The sequence below is a fragment of the Janthinobacterium sp. BHSEK genome, from assembly GCF_056174685.1.
This window is the reverse complement of record NZ_JBWBYV010000047.1, coordinates 29,431-45,416: the sequence shown is the minus strand read 5'-3', so window position 1 is coordinate 45,416 and position 15,986 is coordinate 29,431. Positions and strand designations below refer to the sequence as shown.

The 15,986-nt window shown below is 62.2% G+C and carries 15 protein-coding genes and 1 riboswitch; of the genes, 11 read left to right on the top strand and 4 right to left on the bottom strand.

Annotation, left to right across the window (positions count from 1 at the left end; all coding sequences use genetic code 11):
• Positions 1 to 44: 44 nt before the first annotated feature.
• Both ahcY and metK read right to left on the bottom strand, forming a co-directional pair.
• Positions 45 to 1,469 (bottom strand): adenosylhomocysteinase, encoded by a 1,425-nt coding sequence (gene ahcY, locus AC0V2Y_RS16905; RefSeq protein ID WP_475415886.1) that lies wholly within the window; start codon positions 1,467 to 1,469, stop codon positions 45 to 47.
• A 24-nt stretch (positions 1,470 to 1,493) separates the two neighbouring features.
• Positions 1,494 to 1,562, bottom strand: a riboswitch (S-adenosyl-L-homocysteine riboswitch).
• Positions 1,563 to 1,685: 123 nt separating this feature from the next.
• Positions 1,686 to 2,852 carry a methionine adenosyltransferase gene (gene metK, locus AC0V2Y_RS16900; protein ID WP_436497882.1) on the bottom strand — a complete coding sequence of 389 codons (1,167 nt, stop codon included), beginning with the start codon at positions 2,850 to 2,852 and terminating at the stop codon, positions 1,686 to 1,688.
• 188 nt (positions 2,853 to 3,040) lie between these two features.
• Here metK and AC0V2Y_RS16895 point away from each other — a divergent pair, with 188 nt between their 5' ends.
• Genes AC0V2Y_RS16895 through dapF form a run of 3 tightly spaced genes read left to right on the top strand, consistent with a single transcriptional unit; the run spans position 3,041 to position 5,657 of the window.
• Positions 3,041 to 3,910, top strand: a complete 870-nt coding sequence (locus AC0V2Y_RS16895; protein ID WP_475415885.1) for a lysophospholipid acyltransferase family protein — start codon at positions 3,041 to 3,043, stop codon at positions 3,908 to 3,910.
• Entirely contained in the window at positions 3,907 to 4,782 is an 876-nt protein-coding gene (locus AC0V2Y_RS16890; protein WP_475415884.1) for an LpxL/LpxP family acyltransferase, read from the top strand. The genes AC0V2Y_RS16895 and AC0V2Y_RS16890 overlap by 4 nt, the downstream gene beginning before the upstream one ends.
• Positions 4,783 to 4,793: 11 nt before the next feature.
• Entirely contained in the window at positions 4,794 to 5,657 is an 864-nt protein-coding gene (gene dapF, locus AC0V2Y_RS16885; RefSeq protein ID WP_475415883.1) for a diaminopimelate epimerase, read from the top strand.
• A 24-nt stretch (positions 5,658 to 5,681) separates the two neighbouring features.
• Here the strand turns inward: dapF and AC0V2Y_RS16880 are convergent, their stop codons facing one another.
• Positions 5,682 to 7,184 carry a tetratricopeptide repeat protein gene (locus AC0V2Y_RS16880; RefSeq protein WP_475415882.1) on the bottom strand — a complete coding sequence of 501 codons (1,503 nt, stop codon included), beginning with the start codon at positions 7,182 to 7,184 and terminating at the stop codon, positions 5,682 to 5,684.
• Between the two features lie 419 nt (positions 7,185 to 7,603).
• On the opposite strand from AC0V2Y_RS16880, the gene AC0V2Y_RS16875 reads away from it, so the two are divergent.
• From AC0V2Y_RS16875 to AC0V2Y_RS16840, 8 genes are all read left to right on the top strand, one after another.
• Positions 7,604 to 8,683 (top strand): porin, encoded by a 1,080-nt coding sequence (locus AC0V2Y_RS16875; protein WP_475415881.1) that lies wholly within the window; start codon positions 7,604 to 7,606, stop codon positions 8,681 to 8,683.
• Positions 8,684 to 8,862: 179 nt separating this feature from the next.
• A complete protein-coding gene (locus tag AC0V2Y_RS16870; protein ID WP_475415880.1) occupies positions 8,863 to 9,540 on the top strand; it encodes a DUF484 family protein in 678 nt (225 codons plus the stop codon).
• A gap of 7 nt (positions 9,541 to 9,547) precedes the next feature.
• On the top strand, positions 9,548 to 10,495 hold the full coding sequence (locus AC0V2Y_RS16865; protein ID WP_475415879.1) for a tyrosine recombinase XerC: 948 nt from the start codon (positions 9,548 to 9,550) through the stop codon (positions 10,493 to 10,495).
• 137 nt (positions 10,496 to 10,632) lie between these two features.
• On the top strand, positions 10,633 to 11,763 hold the full coding sequence (locus AC0V2Y_RS16860; protein WP_475415878.1) for a CobW family GTP-binding protein: 1,131 nt from the start codon (positions 10,633 to 10,635) through the stop codon (positions 11,761 to 11,763).
• 481 nt (positions 11,764 to 12,244) lie between these two features.
• Complete coding sequence (gene dksA, locus AC0V2Y_RS16855; protein WP_034753066.1) at positions 12,245 to 12,697, top strand: RNA polymerase-binding protein DksA; 453 nt, start codon at positions 12,245 to 12,247, stop codon at positions 12,695 to 12,697.
• Between the two features lie 224 nt (positions 12,698 to 12,921).
• Complete coding sequence (gene hslV, locus AC0V2Y_RS16850) at positions 12,922 to 13,458, top strand: ATP-dependent protease subunit HslV (RefSeq protein WP_034753065.1); 537 nt, start codon at positions 12,922 to 12,924, stop codon at positions 13,456 to 13,458.
• Between the two features lie 136 nt (positions 13,459 to 13,594).
• The gene (hslU, locus tag AC0V2Y_RS16845; protein WP_475415877.1) at positions 13,595 to 14,947 is read left to right on the top strand and encodes an ATP-dependent protease ATPase subunit HslU; all 1,353 of its coding nucleotides are present in this window, start codon (positions 13,595 to 13,597) and stop codon (positions 14,945 to 14,947) included.
• Between the two features lie 18 nt (positions 14,948 to 14,965).
• Positions 14,966 to 15,160 carry a hypothetical protein gene (locus AC0V2Y_RS16840; protein ID WP_034753063.1) on the top strand — a complete coding sequence of 65 codons (195 nt, stop codon included), beginning with the start codon at positions 14,966 to 14,968 and terminating at the stop codon, positions 15,158 to 15,160.
• Positions 15,161 to 15,227: 67 nt separating this feature from the next.
• Here AC0V2Y_RS16840 and AC0V2Y_RS16835 read toward each other — a convergent pair whose 3' ends face one another.
• Positions 15,228 to 15,842, bottom strand: coding sequence for an outer membrane protein (locus AC0V2Y_RS16835; RefSeq protein WP_475415876.1), 615 nt, complete (start codon positions 15,840 to 15,842; stop codon positions 15,228 to 15,230).
• Between the last annotated feature and the right edge of the window lie 144 nt (positions 15,843 to 15,986).

The following is a 15,986-nucleotide window of genomic DNA, read 5'->3' as shown; positions in this document are numbered from 1 at the left end:
AGGCGCCGGCCCTCAGAGGGTGAGTTACAGCCCCGGACTACCGATTAATAACGGTAGTGCTCTGGCTTATAAGGGCCTTCTTGACGCACGCCAATGTAGTCGGCTTGCTCTTGCGTCAGTTCCGTCAGCTGCGCATTCAACTTTTTGAGTTGCAGGCGGGCGACTTTTTCATCGAGGTGTTTTGGCAAGGTGTACACGCCGACCGGGTAGTTGGCCGTGTTGGCGTACAGCTCGATCTGGGCGATCGTCTGGTTGGCGAACGACGAGCTCATCACGTACGACGGATGGCCCGTGCCGCAACCGAGGTTGACCAGACGGCCTTCGGCCAGCAGGATGATGCGGCGGCCCGACGGGAAGATGATGTGGTCGACTTGCGGCTTGATGTTTTCCCACTCGTATTGTTTCAACGAAGCGACGTCGATTTCATTGTCGAAGTGACCAATGTTGCAGACGATGGCCTGGTCTTTCATGCGCGTCAGGTGATCGTGCGTCAGGATGTGATAGTTGCCCGTGCAAGTGACGAAGATGTCGCCGTGTTCGCACGCGTAATCCATCGTCACCACGCGGTAGCCTTCCATCGCCGCCTGCAGTGCGCAGATCGGGTCGACTTCCGTCACCCACACTTGCGCCGACAGGGCGCGCATGGCTTGCGCCGAACCTTTACCGACGTCACCGTAACCGGCGATGACGGCCACTTTACCGGCGATCATCACGTCGGTGGCGCGCTTGATGCCGTCAACCAGCGACTCGCGGCAGCCATACAGGTTGTCGAACTTCGATTTCGTGACGGAATCGTTGACGTTGATCGCAGGGAAAGCCAGCTTGCCTTCCTTGTGCATCTGGTACAAACGGTGCACGCCGGTCGTCGTTTCTTCCGTCACGCCGAGGATTTCCGGCAGGCGCTTCGAGTACCAGGTCGGGTCGGCCAGCAAGTGCTTCTTGATCGAGTTGAACAGGCAAATTTCTTCTTCCGAACCCGGGTTGGCCAGCACCGACAGGTCGGTTTCCGCGCGCACGCCCAGGTGCAGCAGCAGGGTTGCGTCGCCGCCATCGTCGAGGATCATGTTCGAGTAGACAGCCTTGCCGTCCACGTTCGGCCATTCGAAGATGCGGTGCGTGTATTCCCAGTAATCGTCCAGCGACTCGCCCTTGACGGCGAACACGGGCGTGCCGGCGGCGGCGATGGCGGCGGCGGCGTGATCTTGCGTGGAGTAAATGTTGCACGATGCCCAACGCACTTGCGCGCCCAGTGCTTCCAGGGTCTGGATCAGCACGGCGGTCTGGATGGTCATGTGGATGGAACCGGTGATGCGCGCGCCCTTCAAAGGCTGCGCTGCCGCGAATTCTTCGCGGATGGCCATCAGGCCAGGCATTTCCGTTTCAGCAATCTTGATTTCTTTGTCGCCCCATGCGGCCAAGGTGATATCGGCGATGGTGTAGTCGTGTTGCGATTTGAGTACGGCGTTCATCACGCCCTCCTTTCAGTTGAAAAAGGTACGTGAGCGCGGTTGCAGGATATTCCGAGCCTGGCGAATTTCTTCGTCGCAACGCTCCTCGGACGGGGGATTTTAACATTGTCAAGGCTGGCGCGCCAGCTTGTTCGCCATACATTGCCACGTAACAACACATAAAAAAAGCGCCCGCAGCCATGAGGCCGGGGCGCTTTTCTTGCACATCCGACCAGATTACTTCAGGCCGGCGGCGTCGCGCAGCAGGGCGACCTTGTCCGTGCGCTCCCACGTGAATTCCGGCTCTTCGCGGCCGAAATGGCCGTAGGCGGCGCTCTTCTGATAGATCGGGCGCAGCAGGTCGAGCATTTGCACGATGCCTTTTGGACGCAAATCAAAGTGCGCCAGTACCAGCTTGGCGATTTCCGTGTCGGGAATCACGCCCGTGCCTTCCGTGTAGACGGTGATGTTGATCGGCTTGGCCACGCCGATGGCGTAGCTGACCTGCACCTGGCATTGGCGCGCCAGGCCGGCCGCGACGATGTTTTTCGCCACGTAGCGGGCCGCGTAGGCTGCCGAACGGTCGACTTTCGACGGGTCCTTGCCCGAGAACGCGCCGCCGCCGTGCGGGGCTGCGCCGCCGTAGGTATCGACGATGATCTTGCGCCCGGTCAAGCCGCAATCGCCTTGCGGACCGCCGATGACGAAACGGCCCGTCGGGTTGACGAGGAATTTGGTTTCCGTCAGCCATTCGCGCGGCAAGATGGGCTTGATGATTTCTTCGATGACGGCTTCTTCGATCTGCTTGTGCGAGATTTCCGGCGCATGCTGGGTCGACAGCACGACCGTGTGCACGCCGACGGGGCGGCCGTCGACGTAGCGCAGCGTCACTTGCGATTTCGCATCCGGACGCAGCCATGGCAGACGGCCATCCTTGCGCAGCTGCGACTGGCGCTCGACCAGGCGGTGCGCGTAGTGGATGGCGGCAGGCATCAGCTCGGCCGTTTCATCGCAGGCGTAGCCGAACATCAGGCCCTGATCGCCGGCGCCTTGATCCAGGTCAATGCCCGCACCTTCATCGACGCCTTGCGCGATGTCCGGCGACTGCTTGTCGTAGGCCACCAGCACGGCGCAGCCCTTGTAGTCGATGCCGTATTCCGTGTTGTCGTAGCCGATACGTTTGATGGTTTCGCGCGCAACTTGAATATAATCCACATTGGCGTGCGTGGTAATCTCGCCAGCCAGCACCACCAGACCCGTGTTGCACAGGGTTTCGGCAGCCACGCGGGCGCTCGGATCCTGGGTCAGGATGGCGTCAAGGATGGCGTCGGAAATTTGATCGGCAACCTTGTCGGGATGGCCTTCCGAAACGGATTCGGAAGTGAAGAGATAGTCGTTTGACATTGCAAGCTCCTGTTTACTATGTGAATGTTCTGTCGCAGTAAAGAGGATTTTGCCTGCGACGCTTTAGCGAGATTTATATTCCGCATCGCAAGTTGTCTATTAACTCAGCGGTTACTGCATACGTGGTATTTTACGCTTCTTAAAAAATTTTGGCACGGCAACACGCCATTCCTGGAAACAGCTTATACATGTTAGTCCCAATTTTCCGCTTCCTGTCCCTCTTTCCACTGCCCGTCCTGCATGGCCTTGGCGCTGCGCTGGGATGGGTGATTTACGCCATTTCGCCGTCCTACCGGCGCCGCATGCGCGAGAACATGCAAGGTGCGGGGTTTTCGCAACACTTGCACACGGCCGTGGCCGAAGCGGGCAAGAGCGTGCTGGAACTGCCCTTCATCTGGTGCGCGCCGGCCGAACGCGTGGCGCGCCATGCGACGGTGGAAAACTGGGAACTGGTGGAAAAAGCGCTGCAGCACGGCCGCGGCATCGTCTTCCTCACGCCGCACCTGGGCTGCTTTGAAATCGTCGCCCAGCAGATCGCCCTGCGCACGCCGCTCACCGTGATGTACCGCCCGCCCAAGCGCGCCGCCCTGAAACCGCTGATCGAAGGCGCGCGCGCGCGCGAAAACCTGATGCTGGCGCCGGCGAACATGTCGGGCGTGCGCATCTTCGCCAAGTGCCTGAAAAAGGGACAACCGATCGGTCTGCTGCCCGACCAGGTGCCGCAGGAAGGCGAAGGCGTGTGGGCCGATTTCTTCGGCCGCCCCGCCTACACCATGACCCTGCCCGCCAAGCTGGCGCAGATGGGCGGCGCCGAAGTCATCATCACCTACGCGGAACGCCTGCCGGGCGGACGCGGCTACGTCGTGCATTTCGTGCCGTTCACCGAATCCCTCGACAGTACCTCGGCCGAGCAGGCGCGCACCATCAATGCGGCCATGGAACAATTGATCGCGCGCAGCCCCGCGCAATACCTGTGGAGCTACAATCGCTACAAGGTGCCGCGCGGTGCGCCGCCGCCCACGCCAGCGACGCCCGAGGCCGCCAAGGAGCAGGCATGAGACTGCTGATCGCCTTCATGTGGCTGCTGCACTGGCTGCCCTTGCCCATCCTCGGCCGCTTCGGCGTGGCCGTCGGCAGCCTGCTGTTCATCGCCATGCCCACGCGGCGCAGGATCGCCCTGACGAATCTGCGCCTGTGCATGCCGGAATTGACGGAAGCCGAGCGCGTGGCGCTGGCGCGCCAGCATTTCCAGGCCTACTCGCGCAGCGTGTGGGAACGCAGCATCCTGTGGTGGTCGTCGGAAGCGCGATTGAACCGCCTGATCAAAAAAGTGCCCGCCTTCCCGGGCCAGCAGATCGCCGCCAAGCCCACCATTTTGCTGTGCCCGCACTTCGTCTGCCTCGACGTGGCCGGCGCCGCCACGGCCATGGAAATTTCCGCTTCGTCGATGTACGTGCAGCAAAAGAATGCCGCCTTCGACCAGGCCTTGCGCAACGGCCGCTCGCGCTTCAAGCCGCCCAAGCTGTTTACGCGCCAGGACGGCATCAAGACGATTCTGCGCGCGCTGCGCGACGGCTTGCCCTACTTTATGTTGCCGGACATGGATTTCGGCGAAAAGGATGCGGAATTCGTGCCCTTCTTCGGCGTGCCGGCCGCCACCCTGACGGCCACGGCGCGCCTGGCGCTGGCCGCCAAGGCGCAGGTGATTCCCGTCATCGCCACTTTTTTGCCCAACTACCAGGGCTGGCAAGTGACCTATTACCCGGCCTGGGACGATTATCCCGGCGACGACATCACGGCCGCCACGCGCCGCATGAACGAGTTCATTGAGGAAAGAGTGCGCGAAGCACCGGCCGAGTATTTCTGGACGCATAAACGCTTCAAGACGCGTCCGGAAGGCGAAGCCTCGTTCTATAACCAGCACAAGTGATACGGCAGAACATGAAACTCCACTTTACCAAGATGCATGGCGCAGGCAATGACTTCATCGTCATCGACGCCATCAATCAGGACATCGACTTTACGCCGGCCCAGTGGCAGCGCCTGGCCGACCGCCGTTTCGGCATCGGCGCCGACCAGATCCTCGTGGTGGAAAAGCCGCGTCTGCCCGGCTGCGACTTCCGCTACCGCATCTACAACAACGATGGCGGCGAAGTGGAACAGTGCGGCAACGGCGCGCGCGCCTTCGTCAAGTTCGTCAGCGAAAAAGGCTTGTCAAACAAGGCCAGCATCCGCGTGGAAACCATGGCCGGCGTCATCGCGCCGCGCCTGGAACCTGATGGCAGTATCACGGTCGACATGGGCGCGCCCGTGCTCGAACCCGCGCTGGTGCCGTTCGACGCCAGCGGCCTGGACGGCGTGGCGGAAGGCAGCGGCACCCTGTGGCCGCTGGACCTGGCGTTGCCGGGCGAGAACGCCCCCGTACTGGTGTCCGTCGTTTCGATGGGCAACCCGCATGCCGTGCAAGTGGTCGACGACGTCGACGCGCAAGACCTGGAACAGTCGGGCCCGCGCATCGAGCACCACCCGCGCTTTCCCCGCCGGGTCAACGCCGGCTACATGCAGGTCGTCGACCGCCAGCACGTGAAACTGCGCGTGTATGAGCGGGGCGCGGGCGAAACGCTCGCCTGCGGCACGGGCGCCTGCGCCGCCGCCGTGGCCGGCATCCTGCGCGGCCGGCTCGATTCCCCCGTGCGCATCAGCGCGCGCGGCGGCGAACTGTCGATCGCCTGGCAAGGCCCCGGCCACCCCGTCCTGATGACGGGCCCGGCCGTGACCGTGTTCGAAGGCACGATCGAGCTGTAGACGGGTGAAGGTCAGAAGTAAAGGTCAGGCCGCCAGGAACTGCTGTTCCTGTGCGACACCGAGTTCGGCCAGGTAGCACTTCAGGCGGTACAAACGCTGCCGGTAATTGCCTTCCGGCCCCGCCACGCCGCAATCGACGCGCTCGAACAGGCGCACCACCTGATCGAGCAGCTGGCGCTCCTGCGCCGTGCGGATCAATGCCAGACGCCGCTTGCCGCGGCCATGCGTGGCGCTGATATCGATCAGCAAACAATGCCCCTGGTCGGCCGCATGGATATCGAGCAGCAGCGCCTCGGCACGCGACAGATGGAAGCAGCGCGCCAGTTCCAGGCGCGCCGCCAGCAGGGGGTGGCTCTGGCCCAGCTGGCGCAGCGGCTCATCGGCGTGCAGGGCGGCGCACTGGCCCCAGTCGCCGGGCTCGCCGCGCGGCGCGATGCGCGCCAGCGCCGCCTCCGCTTCACGGCTGCCTTGCGCCTGCGCCTGCAGCAGCCAGTACACGGCGCGCACATCGTTGTTGACGCCGTCGCGGCGATTACGCCAGGCATGCATGCCGCATTCGAGCTGGGCCGGGCCATGCCCCAGGTCGGCGGCACGCTCGAGGCAGAAATGCGCTTCGACCACATTGCGCTGGGAAAATTCCGGTTTCGTGTAGATGCGTGAGAGCACGAACCAGGCTTCGGCCAGTCCCTGCTCGCCCGCCTGCGTCAGCCAGCGCACGGCACGCTTGAAATTGGCCGCGCCATTGCGCGTGGCCAGCCGCTGGCCATGCGCATCCATGCGCGCATAGCCGAGTCCCAGCTCCAGCTGCGCCGTGCGGTCGCCGCCATGCGCGGCCAGCTCGCAGCACTGCCAGCCCTCCGCATCGCCGCCAGGCGCCAATGCCTGGGCGCAACGCGACAGCAACAGCACCTGCTGCGCGTCGAGGGCGATCGTGCGCGCACCGGCCGCCGCCTGGCGCTGCAGCAGCGCGCGCGCCAGCGGCAAGCCTTGCGACAGAAATCCCGCATGGTTGCCCTGGCTCCATGCCTGCTCCAGCCAGGCGTGCAGCGGCGCATCGCCATCGGGGGCTGGCTCGCCGGCGAGGCTGGCGTCCGGCCCGGACGCTACGGATGATCCTTCTTGCAGGGACAACAACCATTGCGCATCGGGCAAGCCGGCACGCACGGCGGCGTCCAGCGCCACGCGCGCCTTGGCGCGCAAGGCTTCACTGTGGCTGGCGGCGTTGCCCAGCACCAGTTGCGCCAGCACCAGGCCCGCCTGCACCAGGCCCGCATCGAACGCCTGCGCGTAATACGGGATCAGCGCCTTGGCTGCCGGTTGCGCCACGTCGAACGGCACGTGCGTGCCAATCAGCAAGCACGCTTCCTGGCTATCCTCCTGGGCCGCCCGCGCCAGCCAGTGCAAGGCAGTCGGCAGGCTTTGCGGCACCCCCTGTCCAAACAGGTACACCCGTCCCAACGCCAGCTGGCAAGCGACATCGCCAGCCCGTGCGCCCTTGATCAATCCTAATGTTTCGCGATTTGCCATCGATTCTCGATATTGAGTCAATGATTCTAATAATTAGTGGTCAGCCATCTCCAGGCCCATCGGTTCAGGCCCGCCCTTAGTGTAACGTCCTTGTGTCGTAAATCCGCCAAAGCGGCCTCAGGAACTTGATTCAGCGCAACAATGTCCTGGCCAAAACATGCAAATATCACAATACGCCGCTACGGTGGCGATGGGAAAACGCGTGCCATCGGTGCGGGACTGGCGGAAACCGCGCGTTACAAAAATACAACAGGGGCATGCAGTTATGCCGCTTTTCACCAATCTTTTCACGCACATTTGACCAATCCCGCACGTCTTGCGCGCCGACGAATTAAGGTTCATTCATCGAAACGCGACAGTTAGCGCATTTCAATCTGCTCGGATCTCGGACGGAACTCACTTTTAATAGGGAATAAGACATGAAAAAATCACTCGTTGCCCTCGCACTCTTCGGCGCCTTTGCCGCAACCGCACAAGCGCAGTCGTCCGTCCAAATCTACGGCACGATCGATGCAGGCCTGGGCAAAGCGACTGGTTCGACCACCGCCGTCACCAAGCGCGACAACAACAAACTGGGTTTCAAGGGTACGGAAGATCTGGGCAATGGCTTGAAAGCTATTTTCCAACTGGAAATTCGCTATGAATCCGATACCGGCACCGTAGAAAACACCTCGGGCGCCAATTCGCGTCCGCTGTTCCAGGGTCAAAGCCGCGTCGGCCTGCAAGGCGACTTCGGTACCGTGCGCCTGGGCCGTGGCCTGACCGCGTTCCAGGAAACGAGCACCGGTTTCGAACCATGGTCGGGCATGCCTACGCCAGCCGGTTTCCAGACCGACCTGACCGTGGCCGGCTACACCAGCGATCCGCTGAGCGCGCCAGGCAACTCGCGTAACCGCTTCTCGAATGCCGTGTTCTACAACTCGCCAGTCATCAGCGGCTTCCAGTTCAACGCCACCGTGGCCGCCAAGGAAGCGAACAACAATAATGCCTTCCTGGCCACCGCACCGAACGCAACGACGAATGCCTCCGGCAACTTCGGCGTGCCAGCCAATGTGGCGCCTGCATCGAATCCATACTCGGTATCCGTGACGTACGCCTCGCCAGGATTTGCCGCCATGGCCGCCTACGAGCGCAATGGCTTGCAAGCCAAGCTGTGGTCGGTCGGTGCGTCGGTCAATCCGATTCCTGAGCTGAAAGTCATGCTGTCGATCCAACACCAGAAAGATGACGACTTCAAGATCATCAATACCGGCACCAAATCGTGGGTACTGGGCGCCAACTACGACGTCGGCCCAGGCAAGGTCCGCGCTGGCTACGGTCAGAAAACGCCGGATGGCGTAGTCAAAACCAAGCAGGCATCGCTGGGCTACGACTACAATCTGTCGAAGCGTACTTACCTGTACGCAGATATTTCGAACAAGAAAGCAGCCAGCACGACCAACTACAACGTTTCGACTACGACCAACTACATCGGTCTGGGCGTGCACCACAACTTCTAATGCCTCGCCTGTCACCCTTCGCGGGTGATTGCTGAGCAACGAATACAAAGCGGCATGGGCAACCATGCCGCTTTTTTCATGGGCGCGCGGAAAATGCACGGGCGCCGCGCCCTTTGCGCCTATGCCGCCGCACTCTCGGTTAGAATGAAGCGTTCAACTTTCACTGACAGATATTCTCAATGACCGCCACACTCGATTCCAGCACCGTCGCCCAGTACCTGAGCGAGCATCCGACGTTCTTCGAAGAGCATACCGCGCTGCTCGGCGAGGTCAAGCTGAGCAGCCCGCTGACGGGACGCACCATCTCGCTGCAGGAGCGGCAGATGGAAGTGATGCGCGACAAGTACAAGGCGCTGGAGTTGCGCATGTCCAAGCTGAGTCGCCTGGCCGAGGAAAATGGCGACATCGCCAGCAAGTTCCACGGCTGGAACCAGGCCATGCTGCAAGTACGCCACGATGCGGACATGCCGCGCGTGCTGGTCGATGCCTTGCAAAGCAATTTCGACGTGCCCTACGTCAGCCTGCGCCTGTGGCAAGTGCTGCCGGAACACGCTGACGGCTGGTTCACGGAAGATGTCACGGCCGACGTGCGCATGTTCGCCAACAGCCTGCAAACGCCGTACTGCGGCAGCAACCGCGATTTCGAAGCCGTGCACTGGTTGCAGGCGGACAAGATCGAATCGACCGTCATGATCGCCCTGCGCGCCCCGAACACCACGGGCACCTTCGGCTTGCTGGTGCTGGGCTCGCCCGACAGCGAACGCTTTACGTCGAGCATGGGCACCGATTTCCTCGTGCATATCGGCGCCACGGCCAGCGCCGCCCTGGCCGCGCTGCGCGCCGGTTCGCCTGCCTGAGTCAGCCATGGGAGAGGCGCGCGGCAAGGCCGAGTGGCTCGACGCCTACCTGGCGCAGCTGGCCACGCAGCGCAAGCTGTCGCCGCATACCCTGGACGCCTACGGGCGCGACCTGCGCGCCCTGCTGGAACTGAGCGGCAATACGCCGTGGACGGCGCTGGCGCACAACGAAGTGCGCCGCTACACGGCCAAGCTGCATGCCGGCGGCCTGGACCCGCGTTCGATCGCCCGCAAGCTGTCGTCGTGGCGCGGCTTCTTCAACTGGCTCAGCGGTGAAACGGCGCTCGACGCCAATCCCGTCGACGGCATCCGCGCCCCCAAGCGGGCCAAGACCTTGCCGAAAGCCCTGTCAGTGGACGACGCCGTGCGCCTCGTGGCGCCCGCGCAACACCAGCAAGGCGCTGCCGAGCCGGAGCAACTGTGCAACCGCGCCATGTTCGAGCTGCTGTATTCGAGCGGCTTGCGCGTCTCCGAACTGACCAGCCTGGACACCCATTACTGCAAGGCCGAGAATGGCCAGCCCGCCTCGCTGGGCTGGCTCGACATGGCCAGCTTCGAAGTCATCGTCACGGGCAAGGGCAGCAAGATGCGCAAGGTGCCGGTCGGCAAGGCAGCCCTCGTCGCCCTGACTGCCTGGCTGGCCGTGCGCCCGCCTGCGGCCGATGGCAGCGCCGCCTTGTTTCTCAGCACGCGCGGCACGCGCATCTCGCCCCGCGTGCTGCAGCTGCGCCTGAAGGCGCATGCGCTGACGACGGAAATCCCCGCCAACGTGCACCCGCACGTGCTGCGCCACTCGTTCGCCTCGCACGTGCTGCAATCGTCGGGCGACTTGCGCGCCGTGCAGGAAATGCTGGGCCATTCCAGCATCACCTCGACCCAGGTCTACACGGCCCTCGATTTCCAGCATCTGGCCCACGTGTACGACCAGGCGCACCCCCGCGCCAAGGCGAAGTAGACAGCCGCGCCCGTTGGCCGGCCTGATCCATATCAAGCGGATGGGCGCGCATTTGCAAGCTTTTGCAAAATTCCGGCATAATCGTCCGCATTCTTCCGCTTGCGCGGCGGCACCACCGATTACAGCATAGGCATCTCATGGCACTGATTCCAACCACCATCCTCACCGGTTTCCTGGGCGCAGGCAAAACCACCTTGCTCAACCGCATACTGCAGGAAGACCATGGCATGCGCATCGCCGTGATCGAAAACGAGTTTGGCCAGGAAAACATCGACAATGACATCCTGGTGCAGGATAGCAACGAACACATCATCGAGATGAACAACGGCTGCATCTGCTGCACCGTGCGCGGCGACCTGATCGTCGGCCTGTCGGAACTGGCGCGCAAGCGCGACGCCGGCCTGCTGGCGTTCGACCGCGTCGTCATCGAAACGACGGGCCTGGCCAATCCCGGCCCCGTGGCGCAGACCTTCTTTGTCGATGAGGAAGTGGGCAGCCACTACATGCTCGACGCCATCATCACGGTGGTCGATGCCCGTCATGCCATGAAGCAACTCGATGAATACGAGGAAGCCCAGCGGCAAGTGGGCTTTGCCGACAAGCTGCTGCTGTCGAAAACCGACCTCGTCAGTGAAGACGACGTGGCCGTCCTGACGCGCCGCCTGAAGCGCATCAATCCCCGCGCGCCCATCGCCAAGGTCGATTTTGGCCGCGCGCCGCTGGCCGAGGTGCTCGACATCCGCGGTTTCAACCTGAATGAAAAACTGGAACTGGACCCGGATTTCCTGGAGACAGAGACGGCGCACGTCCACGATCACGACCACGCGCACGACCACGCGCACGGCCACGAGCACGCACATGCACACGGCAATGAGCACGGCAATGAGCACGGCCATGAGCACGCGCATGAGCACAGCGACGCCTGTGCCGCCGATTGCGGCCATGCCGACCATCACCATGCGCAGCACAGCGACGATATCGCCGCCTTTGTTTTCAAGAGCACGCAACCGTTCGACAGCGCCAAGCTCGACGAGTTCCTCGGCGGCCTGGTGCAAGTGTATGGCCCGCGCATGCTGCGCTATAAGGGCGTGCTGCTGATGCAGGGCGCAGAACGCAAGGTGGTCTTCCAGGGCGTGCACCAGCTGATGGGCAGCGACCTGGGCGCCAAATGGGGCGAAAACGAAGTGCGCGGCAGCAAAATGGTGTTTATTGGCAAAAATCTACCAAAAGACATTTTTATTCGCGGACTCGAACAATGTTTGGTATAAACTAGCCGGGTTTTGCAAAATACCCGTTGCAAAGCAGAAACAAAAGGGAAAGTTAAGCACGCTTTCCCGCTGTCCGACATCCATCTTGCTGGTATAAACCAACAAGTAGCCGTCTCTGATCGGCTAGTCAACAAATCGGGATGGCAATATAAGGCAAAGCGTGCCAAAATCAGCGACGAAAACGGCCCATGTCGTTCGCCTGTCATGAAATGCTGGCAAACTGCCGCTGGCCGCATGCCAGGCATGCAAGCGATCCACCCAACACGCCCGTTGACGCGCGCATAGCGCGACAGGCATAGAGCGGTAAAAAGTTATCAACATGGCACCATGGCCGGCCGGTAGTCCTGGCTTTCGCCGGCAAGCCAAGGTCGCACGCAGTACAGCGGGACAGCAATGCCAAGCGGAACCTGTACAGTTGCTCGGTATCGCCGCATCAACTGATCAATTTGAAAACTCTGTCGTATCGAAGGTAAGCGAAGTTATGACCAAAACTAATAAATCGACCCCGGCCGCCAACCAAGACATCCCTCTCATCAGCGAAGACCAAATTCGCGCCATGAGCGAAGATGACTACATGAATCCGGCACAACTGGCATTCTTCAAGGCGCGCCTGCAGCAGCTCGAAAAAGACCTGCTGAAAAACGCCGGCGAAACCACGGAACACTTGCGTGAAACCGTGCTCGTACCGGACCCGGCCGACCGCGCCACCATCGAGGAAGAGCATGCGCTGGAACTGCGCACGCGCGACCGCGAACGCAAATTGCTGAAGAAAGTGCAGCAATCGATCGCCAGCATCGACGCCGGCGACTATGGCTGGTGCGAAGAAACGGGCGAGCCTATCGGCATCCCGCGCCTGATCGCCCGTCCGACCGCCACCCTGTCGCTGGAAGCCCAGCAACGGCGCGAACTGAAGCAAAAGCTGTACGGCGACTGATCGTCCCGCCCCTTGCGCGGCCGCCCCGGCGGTCCCGCGATGGCGAATAAAAAAGCACACAACCCAGGTTGCGTGCTTTTTTTTCGCCCCGCGCCGGCCTACACTGAAGCAAGCACGGCAGTGGCACATGCCGCTTGCAATTGCCTTTTCCATCCCCACTTTTGCAGCATGGGCGCGCAATCGCATGGCCTTGCACGCATCGGCACGAATCTTTTGAGGTCACTATGGAACAATTTCACGGCACCACCATCCTCTGCGTCCGGCGCGGCAAGCAAGTCGCCCTGGGCGGCGACGGCCAGGTAACGCTCGGCAACATCGTCATGAAGGGCACGGCCCGTAAAGTGCGTAAGTTGTATCAGGGCAAGGTCCTGGTCGGCTTTGCCGGCGGCACCGCCGACGCTTTTACCCTGCTCGACCGATTTGAAGGCAAGCTGGAAAAACACCAGGGCAATCTGCTGCGCGCCTCCGTCGAACTGGCCAAGGACTGGCGCACCGACCGCGTGCTGCGCCGCCTGGAAGCGATGCTGCTGGTGGCCGACAGCGAGTCGACCCTGGTCATCACGGGCAATGGCGACGTGCTGGAACCGGAAGACGGCATCGGCGCCATCGGCTCGGGCGGCACCTACGCCCAATCCGCCGCCAAGGCGCTGCAGGAAAACACGGACTTGTCGCCGGCCGACGTGGTCAAGAAATCGCTGACCATCGCCGCGGAACTGTGTATTTATACGAATATGTCGCACATTATCGAGACCTTGGACTAAGAGTCCCCGAGAAAACGCCCATGGCTGCGTTGCATGGCCTGGGCGTACAAAAAGGTACTGCCTGCGGCCACGCGCCTTGCCCTGAACGTTTTTCGGGCACTCTACGCAAAAGAAAGATAGAAAGCCAACTATGATCATGAACATGACCCCGTCGGAAATCGTCACCGAACTCGACAAACACGTGGTGGGCCAGGCCAAGGCCAAGCGCGCCGTCGCCATCGCCCTGCGCAACCGCTGGCGCCGCCAGCAGGTGGCCGAACCCCTGCGCCATGAAATCACGCCCAAGAACATCCTCATGATCGGCCCCACGGGCGTCGGCAAGACGGAAATCGCGCGCCGCCTGGCCAAGCTGGCCGAGGCGCCGTTCATCAAGATCGAAGCGACCAAATTTACCGAAGTCGGTTATGTGGGGCGCGACGTCGACACCATCATCCGCGACCTGATCGACATCGGCATCAAGCAGACGCGCGCGCTGGAAATGAAGAAGGTGCGCGCGCGCGCCGAAGATGCGGCCGAAGACCGCGTCATCGACATCCTCGTGCCGCCGGCGCGCGACTTCGGCTTCACGCCGAATACGGCAGCGGCCGTGGACACGGGCAGCGGCGACAGCACGCGCCAGACCTTCCGCAAGCGCTTGCGCCAGGGCGAGCTCGATGACAAGGAAATCGAGATCGAGCTGGCCGAGGCGGGTCCGCAGATGGAAATCATGGCGCCGCCGGGCATGGAGGAAATGACGGAGCAGATCAAGTCCATGTTCTCGGGCGTCGGCGGGCAGCGCAAGAAGGCGCGCAAGGTCAAGATCAAGGAAGCCTTGAAACTGCTGGTCGAGGAAGAAGCGGCCAAGCTGCTCAACGAAGATGAGCTGAAACAGAAGGCCATCCAGAACGTCGAGCAGAACGGCATCGTGTTTTTGGACGAAATCGACAAGATCGCCTCGCGCTCGGAGTCCGGCGGCGCCGACGTCTCGCGCGCCGGCGTGCAGCGCGACCTGCTGCCGCTGGTCGAGGGCACGACCGTCAACACGAAATATGGCATGATCCGCACGGACCACATCCTGTTCATCGCCTCCGGCGCCTTCCATCTGTCGAAGCCGTCGGACCTGATCCCGGAACTGCAGGGGCGCTTCCCCATCCGCGTGGAGCTGGAATCGCTGTCGATTGCGGACTTCGAGCGCATTCTCACCAGCACCGACGCCTGCCTGACGATGCAGTACGAAGCCTTGCTGGCGACGGAAAACCTGAAACTGCAATTCGCGCCGGAAGGCATCACGCGCCTGGCGGAAATCGCCTACTCGGTCAACGAGCGCACGGAAAACATCGGCGCGCGCCGGCTGCACACGGTGATGGAAAAGCTGCTGGAAGAAGTGTCGTTTACGGCCAGCGAAGGCAGCAGCACGACGGAAAACCTGCTGCTGATCGATGCCGCGTACGTCAACGAACGCCTGGAAGCGCTGTCGGTCAACGAGGACCTGTCGCGCTACGTGCTGTAAGAAAGAAGGGGGAAACCGATGGCAAACAAGGCCTTGGCGACGCGGCAGAAAATGCAGTTCCGCGTCGAACCCTCGCAAAAACCGCGCAACCCCGTCGCCACTGCAGCCCTGCAGCGCGCCGCCGGGGCGCACGTGAAAACCGTGTCAGGCCAGCGCCAGCAGGAAAAACGCCTGCTGGCGAAACTGCTGTTGAAAGTAGAAACGGACAAATAGGCCGCCCGCGGACACCCCGTTCCGGGGCGTCCGCCATCAGGCCACTCTCTGCCGCAGCATCATCCCCTTAGAAACGGTAGGACGCGCCCAGCGAAAACATGTCGACCTTGGTCGTTTGCTTGCTGCTGTACTTGACCGGCACGCGGTCCCAGTCCAGGTGCAGCGACCAGTTCCGGTTCAGCGCATACGCCGCGCCGATGCCGTAGGTCAGGCCGATCTTGTCCTTCTTGTCCGAACCGCCGCCCAGATAATCGACCTTGCCCTGCGTGTACGCGGCACCGGCGCGCCCGCTCAGGGTAAAGGCGTCAAACTGGTAGCCGAGCACGCCCTGTATGCCGAGGCCCGTGAACTTGCCGCGGCCAGCACGCTTGCCGGCGCCCGTGTCGAAGCCGGACTTGACCTCGCCGCCCATGTACCCCACCAGCTCAACCGAAGGCAGGGCCACGCCGCCCTGAAACGGCAACGCGTCGAAACTGTAACCCAGGTAGGCCTTGCCATTGCGCTTGCTGCTCTTGTCGCAATCGCCTTGTCCGGCGATGCAATCGAGGCCCGTGCTGGCGCGAAAGCCATAGCTGGCGCCCGCATAGATGGAACCTGGCGCCGGTTCGGCGGCGGCGGCATGCAAGGGAGCGATGGCGACCAGCGCCAGCAGCGCTGCGGGGAAACGGAAAGATGGAAACATGGATAACCTCTACAAGTGGATGGATTGCCTGGTTGTAGCGCGCTGCGCGAGCCACAAGCGGGAGTGTCATCGCTTTCGCCGAAAAGTACTATCATCTTGTGCAAAGTGCCATTAACGGCTACATTCGGTACCGTCAACCGCTAC

What these genes read in the sequence shown, in the direction of transcription:
- AC0V2Y_RS16835 (WP_475415876.1), bottom strand. Translation starts at nt 15,842, where the DNA reads ATGTTTCCATCTTTCCGTTTCCCCGCAGCGCTGCTGGCGCTGGTCGCC.
- AC0V2Y_RS16840 (WP_034753063.1), top strand. Translation starts at nt 14,966, where the DNA reads ATGGCAAACAAGGCCTTGGCGACGCGGCAGAAAATGCAGTTCCGCGTC.
- AC0V2Y_RS16880 (WP_475415882.1), bottom strand. Translation starts at nt 7,184, where the DNA reads ATGGCAAATCGCGAAACATTAGGATTGATCAAGGGCGCACGGGCTGGC.
- AC0V2Y_RS16895 (WP_475415885.1), top strand. Translation starts at nt 3,041, where the DNA reads ATGTTAGTCCCAATTTTCCGCTTCCTGTCCCTCTTTCCACTGCCCGTC.
- hslV (WP_034753065.1), top strand. Translation starts at nt 12,922, where the DNA reads ATGGAACAATTTCACGGCACCACCATCCTCTGCGTCCGGCGCGGCAAG.
- AC0V2Y_RS16860 (WP_475415878.1), top strand. Translation starts at nt 10,633, where the DNA reads ATGGCACTGATTCCAACCACCATCCTCACCGGTTTCCTGGGCGCAGGC.
- ahcY (WP_475415886.1), bottom strand. Translation starts at nt 1,469, where the DNA reads ATGAACGCCGTACTCAAATCGCAACACGACTACACCATCGCCGATATC.
- AC0V2Y_RS16865 (WP_475415879.1), top strand. Translation starts at nt 9,548, where the DNA reads ATGGGAGAGGCGCGCGGCAAGGCCGAGTGGCTCGACGCCTACCTGGCG.
- hslU (WP_475415877.1), top strand. Translation starts at nt 13,595, where the DNA reads ATGAACATGACCCCGTCGGAAATCGTCACCGAACTCGACAAACACGTG.
- AC0V2Y_RS16875 (WP_475415881.1), top strand. Translation starts at nt 7,604, where the DNA reads ATGAAAAAATCACTCGTTGCCCTCGCACTCTTCGGCGCCTTTGCCGCA.
- dapF (WP_475415883.1), top strand. Translation starts at nt 4,794, where the DNA reads ATGAAACTCCACTTTACCAAGATGCATGGCGCAGGCAATGACTTCATC.
- dksA (WP_034753066.1), top strand. Translation starts at nt 12,245, where the DNA reads ATGACCAAAACTAATAAATCGACCCCGGCCGCCAACCAAGACATCCCT.
- metK (WP_436497882.1), bottom strand. Translation starts at nt 2,852, where the DNA reads ATGTCAAACGACTATCTCTTCACTTCCGAATCCGTTTCGGAAGGCCAT.
- AC0V2Y_RS16870 (WP_475415880.1), top strand. Translation starts at nt 8,863, where the DNA reads ATGACCGCCACACTCGATTCCAGCACCGTCGCCCAGTACCTGAGCGAG.
- AC0V2Y_RS16890 (WP_475415884.1), top strand. Translation starts at nt 3,907, where the DNA reads ATGAGACTGCTGATCGCCTTCATGTGGCTGCTGCACTGGCTGCCCTTG.